General features: G+C 64.0%; 15 protein-coding genes. 11 read left to right on the top strand and 4 right to left on the bottom strand.

Annotation, left to right across the window (positions count from 1 at the left end):
* Positions 1-120: 120 nt before the first annotated feature.
* Together C5C07_RS16010 and C5C07_RS16005 are read right to left on the bottom strand one after the other, a co-directional pair.
* Positions 121-1,095, bottom strand: a complete 975-nt coding sequence (locus C5C07_RS16010; protein WP_115805535.1) for a deoxyhypusine synthase — start codon at positions 1,093-1,095, stop codon at positions 121-123.
* A gap of 96 nt (positions 1,096-1,191) precedes the next feature.
* The gene (locus C5C07_RS16005) at positions 1,192-1,635 is read right to left on the bottom strand and encodes a DoxX family membrane protein (RefSeq protein ID WP_115805534.1); all 444 of its coding nucleotides are present in this window, start codon (positions 1,633-1,635) and stop codon (positions 1,192-1,194) included.
* Positions 1,636-2,392: 757 nt separating this feature from the next.
* Between C5C07_RS16005 and C5C07_RS16000 the strand changes: the two genes are divergently transcribed.
* From C5C07_RS16000 to C5C07_RS15955, 10 genes are all read left to right on the top strand, one after another.
* On the top strand, positions 2,393-3,130 hold the full coding sequence (locus C5C07_RS16000) for a 2-phosphosulfolactate phosphatase (RefSeq protein WP_115805533.1): 738 nt from the start codon (positions 2,393-2,395) through the stop codon (positions 3,128-3,130).
* Positions 3,123-3,920 (top strand): sugar phosphate isomerase/epimerase, encoded by a 798-nt coding sequence (locus C5C07_RS15995; protein WP_115805532.1) that lies wholly within the window; start codon positions 3,123-3,125, stop codon positions 3,918-3,920. The genes C5C07_RS16000 and C5C07_RS15995 overlap by 8 nt, the downstream gene beginning before the upstream one ends.
* Positions 3,921-4,247: 327 nt before the next feature.
* On the top strand, positions 4,248-5,054 hold the full coding sequence (locus tag C5C07_RS15990; RefSeq protein WP_049968823.1) for a hypothetical protein: 807 nt from the start codon (positions 4,248-4,250) through the stop codon (positions 5,052-5,054).
* 19 nt (positions 5,055-5,073) lie between these two features.
* Positions 5,074-6,891, top strand: coding sequence for an ABC transporter ATP-binding protein (locus tag C5C07_RS15985; protein ID WP_115805531.1), 1,818 nt, complete (start codon positions 5,074-5,076; stop codon positions 6,889-6,891).
* Entirely contained in the window at positions 6,888-7,847 is a 960-nt protein-coding gene (locus C5C07_RS15980; protein ID WP_049968662.1) for an energy-coupling factor transporter transmembrane protein EcfT, read from the top strand. The genes C5C07_RS15985 and C5C07_RS15980 overlap by 4 nt, the downstream gene beginning before the upstream one ends.
* A 204-nt stretch (positions 7,848-8,051) precedes the next feature.
* Complete coding sequence (locus tag C5C07_RS15975) at positions 8,052-9,341, top strand: sensor histidine kinase KdpD (protein ID WP_115805530.1); 1,290 nt, start codon at positions 8,052-8,054, stop codon at positions 9,339-9,341.
* 101 nt (positions 9,342-9,442) lie between these two features.
* Entirely contained in the window at positions 9,443-10,084 is a 642-nt protein-coding gene (rdfA, locus tag C5C07_RS15970) for a rod-determining factor RdfA (protein WP_115805529.1), read from the top strand.
* 204 nt (positions 10,085-10,288) lie between these two features.
* Positions 10,289-12,232, top strand: a complete 1,944-nt coding sequence (locus tag C5C07_RS15965; RefSeq protein WP_115805528.1) for an archaea-specific SMC-related protein — start codon at positions 10,289-10,291, stop codon at positions 12,230-12,232.
* Between the two features lie 568 nt (positions 12,233-12,800).
* Positions 12,801-13,250: a TRAP transporter large permease subunit gene (locus C5C07_RS15960; protein ID WP_233510414.1), complete on the top strand. Its 450-nt coding sequence runs from the start codon at positions 12,801-12,803 to the stop codon at positions 13,248-13,250.
* 126 nt (positions 13,251-13,376) lie between these two features.
* On the top strand, positions 13,377-14,144 hold the full coding sequence (locus tag C5C07_RS15955; RefSeq protein WP_008096802.1) for an SDR family NAD(P)-dependent oxidoreductase: 768 nt from the start codon (positions 13,377-13,379) through the stop codon (positions 14,142-14,144).
* Here C5C07_RS15955 and C5C07_RS15950 read toward each other — a convergent pair.
* Together C5C07_RS15950 and C5C07_RS15945 are read right to left on the bottom strand one after the other, a co-directional pair.
* Positions 14,139-15,179, bottom strand: a complete 1,041-nt coding sequence (locus C5C07_RS15950) for an NAD(P)-dependent alcohol dehydrogenase (RefSeq protein ID WP_115805527.1) — start codon at positions 15,177-15,179, stop codon at positions 14,139-14,141. The genes C5C07_RS15955 and C5C07_RS15950 overlap by 6 nt on opposite strands.
* Positions 15,180-15,667: 488 nt before the next feature.
* On the bottom strand, positions 15,668-18,838 hold the full coding sequence (locus C5C07_RS15945) for a right-handed parallel beta-helix repeat-containing protein (RefSeq protein ID WP_115805526.1): 3,171 nt from the start codon (positions 18,836-18,838) through the stop codon (positions 15,668-15,670).
* A 986-nt stretch (positions 18,839-19,824) separates the two neighbouring features.
* Between C5C07_RS15945 and C5C07_RS15940 the strand changes: the two genes are divergently transcribed.
* Positions 19,825-20,601, top strand: coding sequence for an IclR family transcriptional regulator (locus C5C07_RS15940; protein WP_004971879.1), 777 nt, complete (start codon positions 19,825-19,827; stop codon positions 20,599-20,601).
* The last annotated feature ends 27 nt before the right edge of the window (positions 20,602-20,628 follow it).

Below are 20,628 nucleotides of genomic sequence, written 5' to 3'. Positions count from 1 at the left end.
CCATCACTCGGGCAACACGACCGGCCGCTAAAGGGAATTGCTATGAGCCTAACGTAGCCGTTTCGACGGCTGAGACTCCAACATAGCGCTACAAAGGGAACAATAGGATACGGAGTCCCGCTAGTTCTTGAACGCGCCCGCAACGAGAAGCGGGAAGACGAGCGTCGCCTCGGCTTCGATTTGCGTGTAGTTCGTGTCGTGGTCCTTGATTTTCCCCCACGACACGGCCTCGTTCGGGGGCGCACCCGACAGCGAGCCGTCGCCCTCCATCCCCGTCGAGATGTAGACGACGTAGTCCGCGCCGCCGCGGAAGAGGTTCGTCATGATGGCGTGGTGCTTGGGGACGCCCCCGCCGACGGCGATAAGACCGGTTTCGTCGGCGAGCAGCCCGTTCTGGATGAGCGAGTCGTAGTCGTCGAGAATCTCGATGCCGACGTCCTTGTCGTAGCCCTGCCGGTAGTAGTACAGGAAGTTGCCCACCTCGGCGTCGGTGAGCGCCGGGCAGTAGACCGGTACGTCGTTGTCGGCCGCCTGCTTCAACACCGAGTGCTCGTCGTCGAGCGTCTCGCCCAGCTCGCGGGCGAACGCCGTCGGCGTCCGCACCTTCTCTTCGGCGAAAAAGTCCTCGAAGAAGTCGTAGAGGTACTCTTCGAGCCAGATGTACCGGTCGGAGGGGACATAGATGTTGCCGAGGCGGTTGATGCCGCGCTCGCGGAGTTCGCCCTCGTCGGCGTCCCACGAGCCCATCTTGAACGGTTTCGCGGTCTTGATGACGTCCTCGGTCAGCGAGCCGGAGGTGGTGATGAGTACGTCGACGAAGCCCTCGCGGACGAGGTAGGCGACGGCCTCGCGCAGCCCCGACGAGATGATGTTCGAGGTGAACGTCAGGTAGACGGTCGCGTCCGCGTCTTGCATCTCTTCGGCGATGTCGATGGCTTCGGCGAGCTGCGTCGCCTGAAAGCCGGTCGTCGCGTACGCGTCGAGGAACTCGTCGAAGTCGAACGCGCCGTCGAAGTCGTAGCCCCGAACGTCGGCCGAATCGATGGCCTCGTCGCTCCCGGGGACGACGTGGTCGTGAGTGTCGTCTTCGGTCATCGGCTACGGCTCGCACCGGCGCGCTTGAATCAGTTCCGTTCGGTTCCGAAAACAGCCGGACAGCGTGGGGGTAGACACCAATCCACTCGATGACTGTCACCGGTTCGACGACGAGTCGACGCCGCCGTCGGACTCCGGGCGAGTGTACCACCACGCCCACGCGACGAGCACGCCCTGAAGCGGCAGTCGGAGCCACAGGGCGGCGTCGGAGGGCTCCCGAAGTGACGCCGGAACACCTTCGAGCACGATATCGCTCGTCGCCATGTAGACGTTCGCGGGGAAGACCGCGACCAGTAGCGCGATGAGTCCCCACGCGGCGATGCGTTGGGTGCGGCGGAAGACGACGCCGACGCCGAGGACGATTTCGGCGACGCCCGAGATGTAAACGAGCGCGAGCGCCGCCGGGAAGACCGGCGGGACGACCTGCGCGTACGCGTTCGGCACGACGAAGTGCAGCACTCCGGCGAGGACGTAGAGCGCGCCCATCACGTAGCGGAGCGGCGTCTTGAACCGGCGGAGTCGTTCGGCGGCGAGAACCATTTCGAATCGACGTTGGACCGGCGGTCAAAGACGCTGTCGGCGTCGGCCGGCGTTGGTACCGAACCGGAGACCGAAACCGCAGCTTTCGAAAATCAATACTCGTATAGTAATAATATATGGTATCTGATATATTTGTCACTGAGTCTGAGGACTGCCGTTGTGAGATTGCGACACCACTCGGACGCGCTTCCCGACCCGCCGTGACGGACGCGAGACGTTCGCAATTGAACCCCTCCCATTCGTCGTAACCAGTCTTTTCAGCAGCTTCACACGTTTAACCGGGAGAATGTCTGTAACGCTCGCCCCGGAGAACCGCGCTACCGAGTGCGAGTAACCTACCGACGACGCTTGTACTTGAAAACGTATTCTTGGGCCGTAGTTAAGCCGTTTCCCGCAGATACTATCAAGTGGGTCGAACTCGCAGTCGTGGTGCGAGAACGCAGCCGAAGCGGCTCGGGTAGCTCTCGAGTGACGGCACGTTCGGTGCCTAATTTCGGGATATAACTGGTGAGTTAGATATGTAATTTTTCAGTTATATTTTAGTCTTACTTTCTTACAATTTTTATCGAAGCGATAGTCGCGAGCCCGCTATCCGTCGATTCGAACACGGTTCTACACGACCGAACGACGCGGTACGCGCGAGTGACGAGTCGTATTGCCGGGGAACTACCGGCGGGCGAAGCGAACTACGGACAGTACGGTTCGATATATATCGCTACTAGCAATTGACTTGTAGGTGTTGTAGAGAACGTGGGCTATGTCCGCAGATGGACGACAGACAGCGGTGTTCGCAGAGACATTGATAGAGGGCTGTGAGAACATCCCGGCAGAACCGGCTCCGGGCGACTACGTCGTGGTCGACGTGACCCACTTCTCGGCGACCGTGGCGGAACTGCTCGCGCTCGGTGCGGAGTACGTCCACGTGACCGACGAACGCGGCGACGAACCGGCGTATCAGGAGGACCACCCCGAGTGTCTCATCGGCGGCGGCAAGACCGACGACTACGAGCCGAACCCCGGCTACGACTTCTTCAACTCGCCGAGCTACGTCCAGCGACTGGACCTCGACGGGCGACCGACCGCGATGACCTCCACGAACGGCGGGCGCGCCGTCTCGACGCTCCGCGAGCGCGGAGGTCCCGATGTCGAGGTGTTCGTCGGCGGCTACACGAACGCCGCGGCGGTCGCGGACCTCTTGGAAGACCGCGGGCGACCGATAACGATCGTCGCCAGCGGGTCGAGCGGTCAGCCGACACCCGACGACACGCTCGGCGCGGCGCTCATCGACGACTACCTCCACGGCGACGGCCTCACCGACCGCGACCGCGAGCGGTACGCGCGCCTCCTCGTGACGGCGAAAGGGCCGCGATACGAACAGAAACACGAGATTCGGCGGCGCGACCTCCACGAGTTCGAGACGGCCATCGACTCTCGCTCGGTCGTGCCCGTCCTCCGCGGCGACCGCCTCGTTCCCGCGAGCCAAGTCGATGTCTGAGGCGACGCCCGTCCAGCGACCGCGGTTCGGCGCGTCGATGGACATCCGCTATGCGGCCAACGTCGCGTCGTTCGCCGAGTTCCTCCGCAGATTCGACCTGAATCACGTCGAACTCCGTGCGGGCTATCTGGACGTTCGGGCGGACGAGCGAGACGCCGAGCGCCTGCGGGCGGTCGCCGAGGAGTTCGACGTGAGCTACACGGTCCACGGCCCGCACCTCGACGTCGCCCCCGGGAACGTCAACGAGCGCCTTCGGAAAGCCGCGGTCGCGGCGACCAAAGAGGCAATCGAGCTCGCCGCGGCAATCGACGCCGGCGGCGTCATCGTCCACGGGGGCTCGGTTCGGGCTCGGTACCCCGAACACGTCCGCGAGCACACCCGCGCGCAGGCGGTCCAGACGCTCCGCGAGTGCGCCGAATTCGCCGCCGAGGCGGGCGTTCCGGTCTGTCTCGAAAACCAGCGCGACAAACCGGGAACGCGTCGGCACACGGCGACTCCGGACCGACTCGCAGCGTTCCTCGACGACGTCGGCGTCGACGGCGAGTTCCTGAAGCTGACGCTCGACGTGGGCCACGCGAAGGCGACCGGCGTCGACTACCGACGGTTCGTCGAGCGGTTCGGCGACCGAATCCAAGTCGCGCACCTCCACGACAACGACGGGACGGAAGACGCGCACGAACCGCTTCCGTCCTTCCGGTCGGTGGCCGCGGACATCGACGCCCCGTACAACGTCTTGGAGATGAAGTCCCGCGCAGACGTCGAGCGCTGCGTGGGCGCGACCGACGCCTGACGGTCGGCGTCGGTGTCGGTGTTGGTGTCGGCGTCGCCACCGCTCAGTTCATTTTTCGACGCGAACAGTCACTCAGGAGCACCCGAATCGGTCCGCGAGCGCCGCAACCGCAGAGCGTCCGAAGTACGTCCGGAGGGAATCCAGAGCGCAATATATCGACGCGATTGCTATGTACTGCCACCGACCACTCCACAGAGTACAGTCCGATATACAGTCGTACGTCATACTCATACCAAGCGTTAAACAGGTTGCTTAACCACCACCACCCGGATGGTGACAACGTCCAACAACTCGAGTAGTGCGTTCAGTTTCGACCATAGGGACATGATGGCGTTCATCCTCGTCATGTCGCTACACGGTCTGCAGAGCATGATTACGGAGCTCCTGCCGGAGTTCTCGATAGGCGGGTTAGGCGTCTCCATCGGACCGTTCTGGTTCGTTGCGATGTCGGTCGTCCTCCTGTTCCGCTCGTTTTGGGCCTGTCTCGCGATTCCGGTCGGCGGCATCGTCTTCGGAGAGATTCTCATCGGTGACTTCAGCGCGCTCGGAGCGGTCGAAGGGCTAATCGTCGTCACGCTGTCGTGGTTCTTCGTGATGTCGCTCATCACGGACCCGAAAGACGTCAAGCAAATCGCGGCGCTGGGCTTCCTCGCGAAGGCGATGGAAGAGACCGCGGCGTGGTTCATCGACGTCGGGAAGTTCTACATCGGCGTCGAAGAGCTCGAAGCGATTTCGTGGCTCCCCGAGACCGTGTGGGCCACCGAGGGAATCGGTGCCCTGCTTCAGATTATCATCGCCGGCGTCGTCTTCGGGGCGATTCCGACCCTGTTCCTCTACCCGCGGCTCCGCGGGAAGATCGAACCGCTACTCGGCATGAGTCCCGTCGAGGGGCGCGACGGCCCGATGTTCACGCGCACGTCCCTGAAGCGACTCATTGCGTGGGTGGCGCTGATTCCCGTCGCGTTCGCGTTCGAGACGCTGAGCGAGACCAGCGGCGGGCTCATCACGTTCACGCCGGAGTTCGTCGAAACGTACGGACAAGCGTTCCTGTTCGTGCCGATTGCCATCGCGGCGGTCATCTCGTTCGGGCTCGTCGCCTACCGCCAGCGCAAGGTCGGCGGCCTGCAGGACTGAACCCCATCGCTTTGTTTTTATGAGCAGCAACAACATCGTCGTCGAGAACCTGACGTTTCAGTATCCCGGCGGCAACGAGGCGGTACTGCGCGACGCGAGCGTGACGATTGAGCCGGGCGAGTTCACGGCCGTCGTCGGTGGCAACGGCAGCGGAAAGACGACCCTGTGTAAGACGTTCAACGGCCTCATCCCACACTTCTTCGAGGGGACGTTCGACGGGCGGGTCACCGTCGCCGGCACCGACACCCGCGAGTCGGACGTCGCCGAACTCTCGAAGACGGTCGGCTACGTCTTCCAGGACTTCGAGAACCAACTCGTCCAGGAGACGGTCCGCGACGACGTGGAGTTCGCACCGCTCAACTACGGCCTCGACGACTACGCCGAACGGGCGACCCGCGCCCTCGAAACCCTCGGTCTCGACCACCTCGAAGACCGGTTCATCTGGGAGTTGAGCGGCGGCCAACAACACCTCGTCGCGCTCGCGGGGGTGCTCGCGATGGATCCCGAGTTCATCTTCGTCGACGAGCCCGCCGCACAGCTCGACCCCCGAAACGCCCGCGAAACGTACGAACAGCTCCGACGACTCAACGAGAAGCGGGACAAGACGGTGATCGTCATCGAACACCACTCCGAGTTCATCGCCGACTACTGCGACGAGATGGTGCTCGTCTCCGACGGCGGGGTCGCCTGGAAAGAGCCGGTCGAGGTCGGGCTCAACAGGCTCGACGACCTGCTCGCCCACGATATCCACCCGCCGCAGGTCACACAAATCGCCGACGGCCTGCCGACCGAAGTGGGAACCCTGCCCAGCGGTCGGTATCCCGTGACCGTCGACGAGGCGGCAACGGCGTTTCAACCCGCGGCGACGTGCGGCTCTCGGGCCGCCGTCGACGGCGGCGCGGTGGCAACAGGTACAGACGCCGCCGAGCTGACCGAGCGCGAGCGGGACGGGGACGCGGTAGTGACGATGCGGGACGTCGGTCACGGCTACCCGACGCTTCGCGAGGGGTACAATCGCGTGCTCGACGGGCTGGACCTCGAACTGTACGAGGGCGACCGGGTCGCATTGGTCGGTGCCAACGGGTCCGGGAAGTCGACGCTGTTGCGGTTGATTACGGGGTTAGCGTCCCCGGACCGAGGGACGGTGACGGTCCTCGGGCGCGACACGAGCGAGACGCTCCCCGAGCAACTGGCCGACGACACCGTCTACATCCACCAGAACCCCGAGGAGATGTTCGTCGAGGACACCGTCCGCAAGGACGTCGCCTACTACCTCGAGAACCGCGACGCCCCGAACGTGGACGAACGCGTCGACGAGATTCTCGCGTATCTGGACCTCGAACACCTCGCGGACCGCGACGGCCGCCTGATGAGCCTCGGCCAACAGCGCCGCGCGTCGCTGGGAATCGGGCTTGCGACCGACCCGACGGTCGTCCTCTTGGACGAGCCCACGGGCAGTCTCGACCTCCAGAGCCGCCGCGAGGTGACCGGAATGCTCCGGAAGGCCGAGAGCCGCGTCGAAACTGTCGTCGTCGCCTCCCACGACCTGCAACTGGTCGCGGCGTGGGCCAATCGCGTCCTCGTCATGGGCGAGGGCGAAGTGCTCGCGGACGCACCGCCGGAGGCTGTGTTCTCCGACCCGAACCTCCTCGCAGCGACCGATTTGCGACAGCCGCAGGTGGTCGAACTGAGCCGGCGACTCGGGCTGAAATCCCCCGCGCTTAGCACCGAATCGATGTGTGAGACGCTAGCCCGGTCGTTCGAGGACGACGCACTCGCCGACGACGGTGTCGCCGATGTCAGCCCCGGAGGCGAGTCGAGCGGAGGGACGCGATGAAGTACGTCGACGCGCTCACCGACATCTCGGTCGCCGACATCAAGGTCGACTTGATGCGGACCGCCTACGACAACGAGGACGCGCTGTTGAACAGCTTCGACCCGCGAGTCGTCCTGCTGTGGACCGTACTGTTCATGATTATCCCGTGGCTGTTCTACGACACGCTTCCGCTGGCCATCCTGCTCGCGGCGGCCTTCGTGCTCGCCGCGCTCTCGCAGGTCAGCAAGTACCTGCTCGCGTTGCTCCTGTTCGGCCAAGTCACCAACGTCGGCTTTTTCGTGGTGTTGGTCCCGCTCATCGGCGGGACGATTCGGGCGGTCGGTCACTTGGGTGAGAACGCCGGTCGGGTCGTCGCGGGCGTCATGGCGGGCGACGCGAGCGTGTTCGCCGAGACCGGGACCATCGTCGCGGCCGCGGTCGGCCGGGGTATCCATACCGCCACGACCAGCCAGGAGGTCGGCATCGACGCCGTCGGGGCGCTCGTCCCGTTCTTCCTCAAGCTCACGATTATCTCGGTCATCAGCCTCGCCGTCTTCTCGGCGATGAGCCCGCAGAAACTCAGCAAGGGGATGTTGCGCTTGGGCGTCCCCCGACAGCTCACGTTCGCAATCGCGTACGGCTACCGGATGATGCCGCTTCTCGTCGAAGAGTACCACGCGCTCATCAACTCCTTCCGCCTTCGAAGTAAGGTACCCGAAAAGCAGGGGCTGTTCAGGTGGCGCTACTTCTACTACCTGCTGACGCTCTCCGTCAAGGCGTTCTACCCGCTGATTTTCAACGTGGCGAAGCGCGCGCGGGTCACCGTGGAGGCGATGGAGACGAAGGGGTTCTCGCGCTCGCTGGGCGACGAACAGAGTCAGTCCCTCCGGACCGAGGGCATGATGGTTCGGACGCGAGACGTCACCTTCGTCTTCGGGTCGCTGCTGTTCGTCGCCGCAGTCTGGGTGTTTACCTGACCGACGCTCGGCGACCCCGGACTATTTTCGACTCTGTACGGCTCCGTACGACTACCGAACACAGGGTGCAGCTACCGAACGGAAAGTGAGGCAGACAATCCACATAGCAACCACTTCGTCGGTCATCGCCGTCGACGAGAGTATGCGAACGAAACAGAAGCCGACGGTCGTCCGCGGGAGGCGCTCGGGGCGTGGTGTCCCGAGATGAACTCCGAAGCTCGGACGGAGAGAATACCCGCTACCGAACCGGAATCGACGGGCGAGGAACCCACCGGAGCCGCACATCGATTCCTCCCGTGGGTAGTCGCCGTCGGGTCGGTTATCCCGGTCGGCGCGCAGGTCGTGGTGCTCCCGCCGGACCCGACGACGACAGCGCTCGACCTCGTCGGCGAGGGCGTCGTCGTCGCCGTCCTCTTCGCGTGCCTATTCGTGGTCCGACGAGTACACGCACCGTCTGTCTTCTACCCGCTGGCGGGCGGCGTCGCGGCCTCGTACCTGTTCGCGCTGACCGACTTCCTCGACGAGTTCGTCGAACAGCCCGTCTGGTTCAGCTATCTGTTCGAAGACGGTGCACAGGCGGTCGGCGCGGCGCTCCTCGTGTTCGGCATCTACCGGTGGACCGTCGCGCGTCAGCGACGGGAGACCGAACTCCGCCAACAGCGCGAACAGCTCGCCGTCCTCAACCGTGTCCTCCACCACGACATCCGAAACGACGCGCTGGTCATCCGCGGGTGGGCGTCGGTCGTTCGGAAGGAGGCGGGGTCGGCGGCCGACGAGCGGCTGGAGAACATCGTCGCCGCGAGCAACGGCATCATCGACCTCACCGAGAGTACGGCGCAGTTCACCGACGTGCTCACCTCAGAGCGGACCGCCGACCTCGAACCGAAGCCGCTGGCCGAGACCATCGAGACGGAGCTTCGGAAGGCTCGCGCCGCGCACGACGCCGACGTGGTCGTCTCCGGAGACCTCCCCGACGTGGACGTCCTCGCCCACAGCATGCTCTCCGCGGTCTTCCGAAACCTCCTCGTCACGGCCGTTGAGCGGGCGGACGCCGAGCGTCCGCGAATCCGCCTGCGCGCCGAGCGCGGCGCGGAGACCGTGACTGTTCGCATCTCCGACGACGGCCCGCCGTTCCCGGAAGACGCCTTCCCGGACGCGGGCGAGACCGTCGCGGGCTCTCCCGAGTCTCGGTCCGGTCTCTCGCTCGTCGCCGCGCTCGTCGAGCAGTTCGACGGAACCGTCGCGGTCGAAAACGACCCCGACGGCGGTGTCACCGTCGCCGTCAGGCTCAAACTCGCCGAACACGCCGCGACCTCCCCCGCCGACCGAGTCACTGAGGGGGTCAGTGACACCGAATCCTCGTCCTCGACGTCGCGCCCGGTGACGGACGTCGACGCGGACGACCGAGAGGACTTCGCCGCCGTGCACTCGGACCGCGAATCGCCGGCCGGTCGGGGGGCGTCGACCGGCCGCGGCGACGCCGCTAACTACTGACGCCCCGTCTCGACTTCGCCTTTGTACCTTTTTTGACCTTCCCCGGTATCGCGTCTCACAGCGCGTCAAGCATATGTGTACTCCCCGAATAGCAGTCGGTAGTGAGCGACCCACACGACTCCCCGGGTGGAAAGCGCGGCCCCGAAAGCAAGGTCAGCCGACTGCTCCGCGAGCGCGGTCTCGACGGGTTCGGCGCGGAGCTCGAACGGCGGTGGACCGCCGAGGCGGACGCGCGGTCGAGCCTCCGTGACCTCGCCGACGCGTTCAACCGACGGCTCCTCCGCGCGGCGCTCGACGAGCGGAACGAGCGCGTCATCGACGGCGAGGTCGAGAATCTGTACCGCGTGCTCACCGACGACGGCGTTTCGAGCGGGGCGCGAACGGAGGCGGTCCGCCGACTCGAACGCGCCGGCGTCGACGTAGAGCGACTCGAGACCGATTTCGTCTCGCACCGGGCGATGCGGACGTATCTCACCTCGTACCGCGGCGTGACGCCGCCGTCGGAGACCGACCGCGACAACGGAGACCTCAGCGAGCGCCGGTCCCAAACCATTCGACGCCTGCTGGGTCGCGTCGAGCGCGTCACCGACAGGTCGCTGTCCGACCTCGCGGCCGCCGGCGAACTCGACGTCGACCCCGAGACCGCCGAGGTGTACGTCGACGTTCGCGTCCATTGCCCGGGCTGTAACTCCCAGTACACGGTCGACGACCTCATCGACCGGGGCGGTTGCGACTGCGAGTAGTCCGTTTCGCGCTTTCCGAACCGCGGTATGGAGCGACCAGTGACGACCGAACTCTCGCGAGCTCTCGGGTCGAAAAGCGTTCCATCGATAGCTTTGGAACGTGTTTGTGGCACCCGGGACAAGAGACACGTTCCAATGATAGCGTTGGAACGAGTTTTGGAAGCGTCACCAACTGTTTTCACGGACCCCCGTGTCGAACATCGTATGGCCACGACGAACGGACCGGCCCGCCTGACCGTCACGCGATTCGCCGGTCTCGACGACGCGACCGTCGAGTTCGAGCCCGGCGTCTCCGTCGTCGCGGGACGGAACGCGGCCGACCGAACACCGCTCCTGTGGGGTCTCGCGGCCGCGCTGGGAAGCGATGAACCCTCATTTGAGGAGAGCGCTGACGGCGGCCGGGTCGAACTCGCCGTCGAGAGCGAGGTGTACACGCGGGCGTTCGTGAGGGAGGGAGACCGCGTCGTCGCGTCCGGCGACCCGTATCTCGAAGACTCGACGACCGCGGACCTGTTCGCGTTCCTGCTCGGCTCCAACGAGACCCGGCAGGCGGTGACCGGCGACCGCGACCTGCGGGAGTTCGTCACGCACTCGGTCGACACCGACGCCGTCAGCGAGGAAATCGCCGACCTCCGCGCCGAGCGCGCCGAGTTAGACGACCGAATCGCGGAGCTGTCCGCGCTCGAATCCGAGCGCCCGCGACTCCGCGAGCGCCGCGACGAACTTGACGCGGCTGTCGAGCGCTTGGAAGCCGAGTTGGCAGACCGACGAGAAGCGCTCGCTCGCATCGAGCCGTCGGCGGTCGACGCCGACGCTGACGCGCGGAGGGAAACCGACACCGATACGCCGGACGCGGAGGCGCGAGCGGACCGATTACGGGAGTTGAACGCGACGCTCGACAATGCCCAGTTCGAACTCGAGGCCCAGCGGGAGTCACTTGACGCGCTCGACGCCGAACTCGGCGAGGTCGAATCGGAACTCGCGTCGTGTCCCGCCGACCCCGCCGGCGAACTCGACGGTCTGACCGACGAACTCTCCGAGTCGCGCGTGCGAAAACGACGGTTAGACGCGGATATCACCGACGTTCAGCGAACGCTACGGTTCAACGAGCAGTTCCTCACGTCGGGGACATCGCCCGTCGCCACGAGCGCGGGCGAAGACGGCGGGCCCGACGGCGACGGCCGGGTCGTCTGCTGGACGTGCGGGACCTCCGTCCCCGAAGCGAGCATCGAATCGACGCTCGACCAACTCCGGACGCTCCGCGACGACCGTCGCGAGGAGCGCGCCGAACTCACCGAGCGTCTCGAACGACTGCAAGAACGCCGGTCGGAACTCGAAGACCAGCGACGACGGCGACGCGACCTCGAAACACGACGCGAGGAGTTACGCCGCGAGCGCACCGAGCGCCGGGCGCAAGTCGAGGACCTCGAAGCCCGACGCGACGACCTCGAATCGGATATCGCCGACCTGAGACGTGACGCCGGGGCCGCGGAGGCGGACGACCGCGCCGCGGTCCTCGCTGCCCACCGGGAGGTCACCCGGGTCGAGTTCGAGTTGGAACGGCGACGCGAGGAGCGCGCCGCCGTCGTCGATGACCTCGATTCCCTCGAAGCCCAACTCGACCGACGGGCGGACCTCGAAGCACGGCAGGACGGAATTGACGACCGAATCGGCGAGCTTCGCGGTCGTATCGAACGACTCGAACGCGCGGCCGTCTCGGCGTTCAACGACCGAATGGCGGACGTTCTCGACGCCCTCGAATACGACCGCCTCGCCCGTCTCTGGATCGAGCGACGGAACGACGGAGACTCTCTCGATGACGCGGACGCGGCTCCCGCGGGGCGGTTCGTCCCGCACATCGAGCGCCGGACGGACGATGGTACCGTCTACGAGGACGTTATCGACCACCTCCCGGCCTCCGAGCGCGAGCTTATCGGTCTCGTGTTCGCCGTCGCCGGCTACCTCGTCCACGAGGTGTCCGACGAGGTCCCGTTCTTCGTTCTCGACTCGGTCGAGGCCATCGACGCCGAGCACGTTCGCAGGCTCCTCGCCTACGTCGGTCGGGATGCCGACTACGTCGTCGTCGGCCTATCCGGAGAGAACGCGCAGGGTCTCCCGGACTCGTACCGACGACTTCGGGCTCCGTGACCACGAGTTGCGGTCCGAAACGACCCGTCTGTGACAGACATAGCTCTGTAATTACAATCCGATAAAACCGAATTGCTCGAGGAGGTACCCGAGCCCACCAAGAGTTACACGGGTAGGCCTGTTATGCACGGCAGGCCCCATCCGAAGCAACATCACAGGGACCGCATGTAGCCGGGACGCGAGCGGCGGAGCTCGCGTGCCCCGTCGGCTCGTTTCGTGCTGGTGAACCCGTCCGAAACGGGAATCGGCGACAGAGCCTGTTGTTCGCGACGGATCGCGATTCTACTAATAGTAGAGTCAAGTGACGCGGACGAGCGCCTCTGTTCTCGGTGTGCCGCGTGGGCACACGTGACTAATTGAACGGGAATCGAACCTCACGTATCGAATCACTCACCGATTTGGATTAATTATGAACATTCGTCAATCACCAGAGAGCCACCCCACGGTATCGGTACGACGGCAGCGAGGGCAAACCCGCGTGCGACGGCGTCGGTTGCGGTCGCTCCCGACTTCGTGGGACGTTTCCACCATCAGTAGAATTCATCTGTCCCGCTCCGAAAGGCGAACCATGGCACCTAACGAAAGCGAAGGCGGCGGCAAGCGCGTGAAGGCGGTCATGCGCTCGTACCGGGTAATCGCACAGGCCATCACGGGCGTCTCGACCGACCCGCTCGTGCTCATGTTGCTCATCGCGGGCGTTCTGTTCATCGTCGGACTGATGTTGGAGACGATTGCGGCGATAACCATCCTCACACCGGTGTTCCTCCCCATCGTCGAGCAGACCGCTATCAGCCCGATTCACTTCGGCGTCGTGATGATCGTCACGCTGATGATCGGCCTGCTCACGCCGCCGTTCGGCGTCATCCTGTTCGTGCTCAACGCCGTCACCGGCGTCTCGCTCGAACGGATTACTCGGCACATGGTCCCGTTCTACCTGCCGCTTCTATTGACCCTCCTGTCGATTATCGTCTTCCCGGAGCTCGTCCTCTGGCTGCCGCGCGCGATAGGGCTCGCCTGAGCGGCGCTCCAATTTCTTTTTACAACGGCTACCGCCGGCGCGTAGATGACGGTCCGGGAGCGATTCGCTTCGCGAGTTCGTCTGTCGACCGCAAGAGTTAGCATGTCGTAGTCGGTGGAATCGGATATGGTGGAGACATCACCCACGGTTACCGTATCGGATAGCGCTGCGGTCGTCATCGGCGGCACGAGCGGCATCGGTCGGGCCATCGCGCTCGCCTTCGCCGACGACGGTGCCGACGTTGTGGCGACGAGTCGCAGCGCGGACGCCGTCGAGGAGACCGCCGAGGAGCTCCGCGACCGCGGCGCGAAGACCGCCGAGGTGACGTGTGACGTCCGAGACGACGAGTCGATAGAGAACCTCTACGAGGTCGCCAGCGACGCCATCGGAGACGTCGACATCCTCGTGAACTCGGCGGGGTCGGTCGCGAGAGCGTCCGTCTCGGAGATGAGCGACGACCAGTGGAGTCAAGACATCGACGTGAACCTGACGGGCGTCTTTCGGGCGTGCCGCGTCTTCGGCCGCGAGATGGAGTCCGGGAGCATCGTGAACATCTCCTCGATGTCAGCACGGCAGGCCCGCGAGGAGCGCCCGGCCTACTGCGCCGCGAAGAGCGGCGTGAACGGGCTCACGCGCGCCGCGGCGGCCGACCTCGCGCCCGACGTGCGCGTCAACGCAATCGAGCCGGGGTTCGTCAATACCCCGCTCGCGGGCGACGGCTTCAACGAGGGAACCGAACTGCGAAAGAAGATAGACGAGGGAACGCCGATGGAACGCGTCGCGACGCCGGACGAAATCGCGGGCGCGGCCGTCTACCTCGCCAGCGACGCGGCGTCGTTCACGACGGGCGCGGTCATCACCGTCGACGGCGGCTACAACGACAACGCGTTATAGCGCGTCGCTGACGCGGATTACGCCTTTTACTTCTTCGGGCTCGGCTGCGCGGTCAAACGCGGCCTGCGTGTCCTCGAACGACGACTCGAAGGTCACGATACTGTCGACGTCGAACCGACCCGTCTCGATTCCCTCGATGGCCTTCGGGTACGTGTTACTGAATCTGAACGACCCCTTCAGGTCGTACTCTTGCCCGATGGTCTCGACGATGTCGGTGGGGAACTCGGGTTCGAGGGGGATACCGACGAAGACGACGGTGCCGCCGCGTTTGACGGCCTCGGTCGTCGTCTCGATGGCGCCGCCGAAGCCGGAACTCTCGAGGACCACGTCGACGCCGCGTTCGTCGACGTGTTCGCGAATCGTCTCGACGGGGTCGGACTCCGTCACGTCGACCGCGTAGTCGACGCCGCGGGACTCGGCCAGTGCGAGCTTTTCGGGGACGACGTCGGTCAGGACGACCGTCTCGGCCCCGCGGGCCATCGCGACTTCCGAGACGAGCTGACCGATGGGGCCGCCGCCGGTGACCAACACCGTGTCCCCGTCGGAGACGCCGCCGCGCTGACAGGCGTGCATCGCGACGCTCAGCGGTTCCGCGAGCGCCCCTTCGCGGAGCGACACCGAGTCCGGAAGCGCGTACAGGTATTCGGCGGGCCACGCGACGTACTCGGTCAGCGCGCCCTCGACCGGCGGCGAAGACATGTACTCCATATCCTCACAGAGGTGGTAGGTGTCGTCGCCGGCGCAGTACCCGCACTCTCCGCACGGGAGACCGGGTTCGATTGCCACGCGGTCGTCGGGACCGATGCGGGAGACCCCGTCGCCAACCTCGACGACGGTACCGGCGGCCTCGTGACCGAGGACGTGGGGGAACTCGACGACGTTGCCCCCGTTTTCCCCGTGTTGGTAGTAGTGTAAGTCGGACCCGCAGATGCCGACGCGGTCGATTCGAACCAGAACTTCGTCGGGGGCGATTGTCGGGAGGTCTCGCTCGACAAGTGTGAATTCACTAACAGCTGTGAGCTCGCAGGTTCGCATGCTTGTACCGAAGAGAATTACGGTTATATTCCTTTTGCCGTGTGGGTCACGATGGTCGATGGCGTGGAGTGTATTCACCGCGCTCGGCCGGTGGGCTCGCTCTCTTAGAGGATTGGTGACTGATTCAGACTAATCTTAGCATAGTTCTATATCTGAGCATTACCACGCACCCAGAATAATCTAAAATACTCGAGTTATTTACATTACCCATATTATATTCCGAGTTTGTGGGGTTAGAAATCACAAATAGACACAGGTTACATTCGAATATTATCATCCACAACAATACATCGAGAGTTCGGCCGACAGAATTGTTCAATTCACACACTAAAACGACCGCTTCTATTCCGGTTTTGCACTGATTGAGGTAGGACACGCGACAGAACCACAGCGTGACACGCCTGCTGCCGCGGGGCCGAACGTCACGATACGCCGTGGCGTGGTGGGACTCTCCCCGCCGCGGTCGTCGTGGGGCGCGTTGGCCGCGTTCATCCTCGCATCGCCAAGACGTACGCGACGCCGGTGAGTCCGGCCCACGTGACACCCGCGGCGAGACCGACGCCGATCAGCGAAGCGGTGCCGACGAGGCCGCCGACGAGCCAGACGAGGACGGCCGCGCCCGCCAACAGTTGTATTCGAAGGCCGCTCACCGGGGGCGACCGACGCTGAAGCGTCAGCGCCATCCCGTAGCCGCCGAGACCCAGCGCACCCACGTAGAGCCCGCTTCCGAGAAGCCCCCACATCGAGGCCAGTCCGCCGAGGAACCCGTCGTCGGTCGAATCGTTCGTCGGCGACTGAGACGTGGTCGTCGCCCCCGCCGTGTTCGGCGAGGCCGCCGTCGTCACCGATGGAGTCGCTTCGGGCGCCGCGACACCAATCGTCGCCGTGACGGTGTCGCTGTCGATACCGAGTCGGCTCTCGACGGCTAACCCGACGTCGAGGGGCTGCTCGCTCATCGTGACGCTGAGTTCGGGGGTCGATTGCACCCGCTCGGTCCCGTTCACGAAGAAGTGATAGCGACCGACTGGGGAGGTGTCGCTCGTCGAGCCGGCCCCGGACAGTCGGAGGTCGTCCGCGGCGGTCGCTGTCGCCGGGGCGTCGATTCGGGCAGTCGGCCGAGTGTACAACTCCTCGGGTGCCGCGGTTCGGAACGGAGTGAAATCGACCCAGCCGCGCTCGGTGACGACGGGGTTCCCCTCTCCGGACGGGAGAATCGACGAGTGATACGGACCGCTGGCAGCGCCCCAGTAGTTGGACTCGGCGTCGACGGTGCGAATCGGGTCCACCACGATTCGGGCGGTCGCGTTCGCGCTGATCAGCCGCTCGATATCGACCGTCAGACCGCGGTCTTGGCCGTAGATACTGTTGTTGACGACGTGGTGGGTCCTGGTTCCCTCGCCGGCCGTTTGGACCCCGATGCCGGTCGGAAGCGCGCCGCTCACGCGACGAATCGTCAGGGCGCTGGCTTCCGCGCTCCGCGTCTCGCTCTCGCCGTCCGTCCGTAGGACGACGACCGTGTCGTCCCAGAGCCGAGCGACCGTGAGCCGCTGTGTCAACTCGGGATTGGCGACGAGTTCTTCCAGCGGAACCGTCGACTCAGCCTGGTTGATGATCGCACCGGACGCCCCCTCCGCGACGTACACCCCCGTTCCCGGCGTCACCCTCGAAACGGGAACCGGGTCCGCAAAGGCGTTCGTGTTGAACACGATGTCGTTGTCCCGGACGTCGGTCTCGACGACCCCGCGGACGACGACGCCGTAGGAGTTGGCGGCGATAGTGTTGTTGGCGACCGAAAGCTCGCCGCGGTGCGTTATCGGGCTGGCGACGAGCAGCCCCGCGCCGGCGTTGTTCGCCAGTCGGTTCTCGCTGACGTTCGTCCGGTGAATAATCAGGTCCGAGCGGACCGAAACGGCGTGACCCCCGTTATCGCGGACGGTGTTATTCCGGACGGCGACCTCGCGTGCCGCCGCTCCCGTCCGGAGCTCCAGTCCCGCTCCTCCGTTGTCCCGGACAGCGTTGTCCGCCAGTGTGAGACCCGACACGACGGTCCCATCGAGGGCGAAGCCGTCGCCGCCGTTCTCGACGAGGCGGTTCCCGCGAACGTCGCTTCCCCGCGTCAGCCAGTTGTTGACGTGGACGGCGTCCCCGCCGTTACCGCGAATCGCGTTGTCGGTGAGTTGCAGATTCAGTTCGAGACTGCGAGCGGTGAGGTCGACGCCGTGACCGACGTTGTCCGCGAGCGTGTTGTCACGGATGGTAACCGCACCCGGCCGGGGGAGTTGGGTCCCCGACTGGCGGATACGGATGCCAGTCTGAGCGCTGCGAACCTCGTTTCCGACCACGCTCGCCGTCGTCTCGTCGCGAGCGTCGAGTTGGATGCCGGCGTCATCCGCGGTGATTTCGTTGTTCAACAACGTCGAATCGCTCCGAGCCGCGCGAACCGCAATTCCGCTCCCCGCAGTCGCCGAGATATCGCTGTTCAACACCCAGAGCCGGTCGACGCTGTCGGCGGCGGCGAAGACACCGCTCCCGTTGATATCGCGGAACGTCGACTCGCGAACGGTGAGTTGTCGCACGCGCGTCGTGGACGCGGCGCGCTCGTCGACCGGCGACGTGACGTTTCCGACGACGAGCGAGCCCCGAACGCCGTCCGAGAGTTGCGGAATCCCCGAGTTCCGGAGGTCGACCGCAACGGGGTAGATTCCGCGCGTCTCCGGGTTGACCACGTCGCCGTACTCCGCGAGGAGTCGGCCGTCGCTCGGAATGTTGACCGGCCTCGACAGCGAGATTCGCACGCGACCGTCCCGCGCCGAGACGTCCGTGACGAACGAGTCGAACGACCGCTCTATCGTTCCGTTTCGGTTGCTGTCGAGACCGATGCGGGCGATGCTCTCCGCGTCGACGTCGTCGACGGATCCGGCGTCGGCGTACCGGAGTTCTATCGTGTCGAAGGTCACGCCGACGCCGGCATCGAGCGACAGCGTGTGGTTCGACCGCTCATCGCGCTCCGTGGGTGACGCCGTAATCGAGGTCTCGCCGGTCGCGCCCGTCAGGGGCGTCGCCCGAACCGCGTGCCCGTCGATGCGTCGGAACGTCGACCGCTCGATGGTAATCCGGGGCGTCGACGCGGTGTCGCCGACCGACAGCCCGGCCTTCGAGAAGTCCCGGAACGTCGAGTCGGTAATCGTAATCGAACCGTCTGCGCGGGCCACGGTGACGCCGCTCGTCCCGCCCTGTAGGGTCGTATTGCGCACGACGAGCCGGGACTCGCTCGTCCCGTTGTAGCGGATGCTCGCCCACCGGCGGTCGGCCGCGGCACCCGCGGACCGTGAAACCGTTACCGGTCGGTCCGCTGTGCCGTCGACGACGAGCGAGCCGTCGACGGAGAGCGTGATTCCCTCGGCGAGCTGAACGTCGGTTCCGGGTCGTATCGTCAGCGTCGTCCCGGGGTCGACGTGGACGCTCTGGATGATTCGGTAGGGGCCATCCTCCGGCGTCCACGTCGTGTCCGCGGCGATGTCCGATTCCACGAACGTCGTGCTGGTCTCGTTTTCGACGGCCGCGACCGGGCCGACGAGGGGGACGAAAAGCGCCGCCACGACGAGTACGACGAGCGCCTGTCGAGTCCGAGTGAGATGGGAGGAAGTAGAGAGCGTCATGCGTCGGTCGGAGATACGTTGTAAGTGCCTTCCGCGTGATATAAATGAAGTGGTACTCGGCTCTGAAATCGACGGCGGTCAGCCGGCGGCCGTCACGACTTAATTTTCACACGGCAAGACGCCGACCGTGATGCGAATCACTGGCTGGGTAGATAAGTATACAATATTGAAATGAACTAGGATATATAAGATATCAATAATAACTTACTAGTAGGTCGCCGACGAGACTCCGAACTCGAACAACAGTGAGAGATTAGCAATGAGCGCACGCAAACAGGACGCTCGCTGCTATCTTTGCGAGTTAAATCGAATAGCGAGCGAACAAGTAGTAGATGAGAGACAACTTTGTTACAGAAGTATATTTCCGCTATTCAAACCATATTTGTCTACAATACTGTAGAAAAATGTTAAGTTAGAGAATTCTAACCTGTTATAGACGATTTGTAAATCGTTATTGAAGACTGAATAGTTCTGAAATCTCAGTACGAAGAACTCGTCACACGGAGAATCTATAAATTTTGCAGAATGAATTTATTTCCTATATATTACGAGAACCTCGGTACACCAGTGAGGAATCACGCAACGACCCGTGAAGTCTCGCGCCATGGTATCGGGGCAGTACAGGACGTGTGCGAGATAGACGGTGGTCAGAGATTACACCAGTACTACTGTAATCTAAATCTCGGCTGCTGCGAGTAGCCACGCGGTTATCCACCGCGGCAGTAACTCGTAACGCGACTTCGGTCCGACAGCACTCGTCGGAAGGTGTCGAGAGTGGATAGCGAACCCCGCGTTTCGTGTGATAAAACGGGCGCGCTGGCAGGCGGGACGATTTACAGAAACTTCAAACCGGATCCCGCTTAGATTGCTCGCCTCAGGACGAACACAGTCGTACGCAAGCGTAGTTCGAGCCGGTGTCTCAGAACACGATACGTTCGATTTCGTGATGCGAAACAATAAAGTCCCCACGAAACCGACGCTAGCATATGACACACAAAGCCAAAAATCCCATCAACTCCGATTTGACGTTGCTCGAAATCCTCAACGGACTGGAGGAACTGGGCGGAGGGCGCATCCAAGACATCGCCGACGAGACGGGAATCACCAAAAGCACGGTCCACAACCACCTCAGTACGCTCCGTCAGCAGGGGTTCATCGTTAAGGACGGAGACCGGTACTATCTGGGGCTACGGTTCCTCAGACTCGGGGAGGTCGCACGAAACCGCGGGCCGCTGTTCTCGTTCGGTCGCCCGGAAGCGGACAAAGTCGCCAACGAGACGGGGGAGTTAACCAACTTATCGACCGTAGAACACGGCCGCGGCGTCTATCTCTATCGGACACAGAGCGAACATGAAGTGCGATTTTCGACGGCCGCCGGCGAGTACCACGACCTCCACTGCTCCGCGACGGGAAAGGCGATACTCGCCTTTTCGCCGGACTCGGTGTTAGACGAATTCGAGGACGTCCACGGCCTGACGAGATACACTCAAAACACTATCACGGACCGCGCGGAGCTCGAAGAAAGCCTCGAAACGGTTCGCGAACGCCAACTCGCGTTGGACCTCGAGGAGTACGAAAAGGGGCTTCGGTGCGTTGCGTCCCCGATTCTCGACAAGGACGACCGCGCGCTCGGTGCAATCAGCGTCTCCGGGCCAGCGATGAAATTCACCGGAGAGTACTACCGCGAAACCCTCGCGGAGGCCGTCAAGAGTGCGGCGAACGTTATCAGTCTCAACATCACGCGAACCGAGGGAACGTACTAATCACCCGGAATCAGTCCTGTTTCGTGT

This window comes from Haloferax sp. Atlit-4N, assembly GCF_003383025.1.
Classification (GTDB): Archaea; Halobacteriota; Halobacteria; order Halobacteriales; family Haloferacaceae; genus Haloferax; species Haloferax gibbonsii.
This window is presented reverse-complemented; position numbering and strand designations above follow the sequence as displayed.

Excerpts from the sequence above, each read along its gene's own strand:
- C5C07_RS15980 (WP_049968662.1), top strand. The coding sequence starts at position 6,888 with ATGAAGTACGTCGACGCGCTCACCGACATCTCGGTCGCCGACATCAAG.
- C5C07_RS16000 (WP_115805533.1), top strand. The coding sequence starts at position 2,393 with ATGTCCGCAGATGGACGACAGACAGCGGTGTTCGCAGAGACATTGATA.
- C5C07_RS16010 (WP_115805535.1), bottom strand. The coding sequence starts at position 1,095 with ATGACCGAAGACGACACTCACGACCACGTCGTCCCCGGGAGCGACGAG.
- C5C07_RS15995 (WP_115805532.1), top strand. The coding sequence starts at position 3,123 with ATGTCTGAGGCGACGCCCGTCCAGCGACCGCGGTTCGGCGCGTCGATG.
- C5C07_RS15950 (WP_115805527.1), bottom strand. The coding sequence starts at position 15,179 with ATGCGAACCTGCGAGCTCACAGCTGTTAGTGAATTCACACTTGTCGAG.
- C5C07_RS15975 (WP_115805530.1), top strand. The coding sequence starts at position 8,052 with ATGAACTCCGAAGCTCGGACGGAGAGAATACCCGCTACCGAACCGGAA.
- C5C07_RS15985 (WP_115805531.1), top strand. The coding sequence starts at position 5,074 with ATGAGCAGCAACAACATCGTCGTCGAGAACCTGACGTTTCAGTATCCC.
- C5C07_RS16005 (WP_115805534.1), bottom strand. The coding sequence starts at position 1,635 with ATGGTTCTCGCCGCCGAACGACTCCGCCGGTTCAAGACGCCGCTCCGC.
- C5C07_RS15955 (WP_008096802.1), top strand. The coding sequence starts at position 13,377 with ATGGTGGAGACATCACCCACGGTTACCGTATCGGATAGCGCTGCGGTC.
- C5C07_RS15965 (WP_115805528.1), top strand. The coding sequence starts at position 10,289 with ATGGCCACGACGAACGGACCGGCCCGCCTGACCGTCACGCGATTCGCC.
- C5C07_RS15940 (WP_004971879.1), top strand. The coding sequence starts at position 19,825 with ATGACACACAAAGCCAAAAATCCCATCAACTCCGATTTGACGTTGCTC.
- C5C07_RS15960 (WP_233510414.1), top strand. The coding sequence starts at position 12,801 with ATGGCACCTAACGAAAGCGAAGGCGGCGGCAAGCGCGTGAAGGCGGTC.
- C5C07_RS15945 (WP_115805526.1), bottom strand. The coding sequence starts at position 18,838 with ATGACGCTCTCTACTTCCTCCCATCTCACTCGGACTCGACAGGCGCTC.
- C5C07_RS15990 (WP_049968823.1), top strand. The coding sequence starts at position 4,248 with ATGGCGTTCATCCTCGTCATGTCGCTACACGGTCTGCAGAGCATGATT.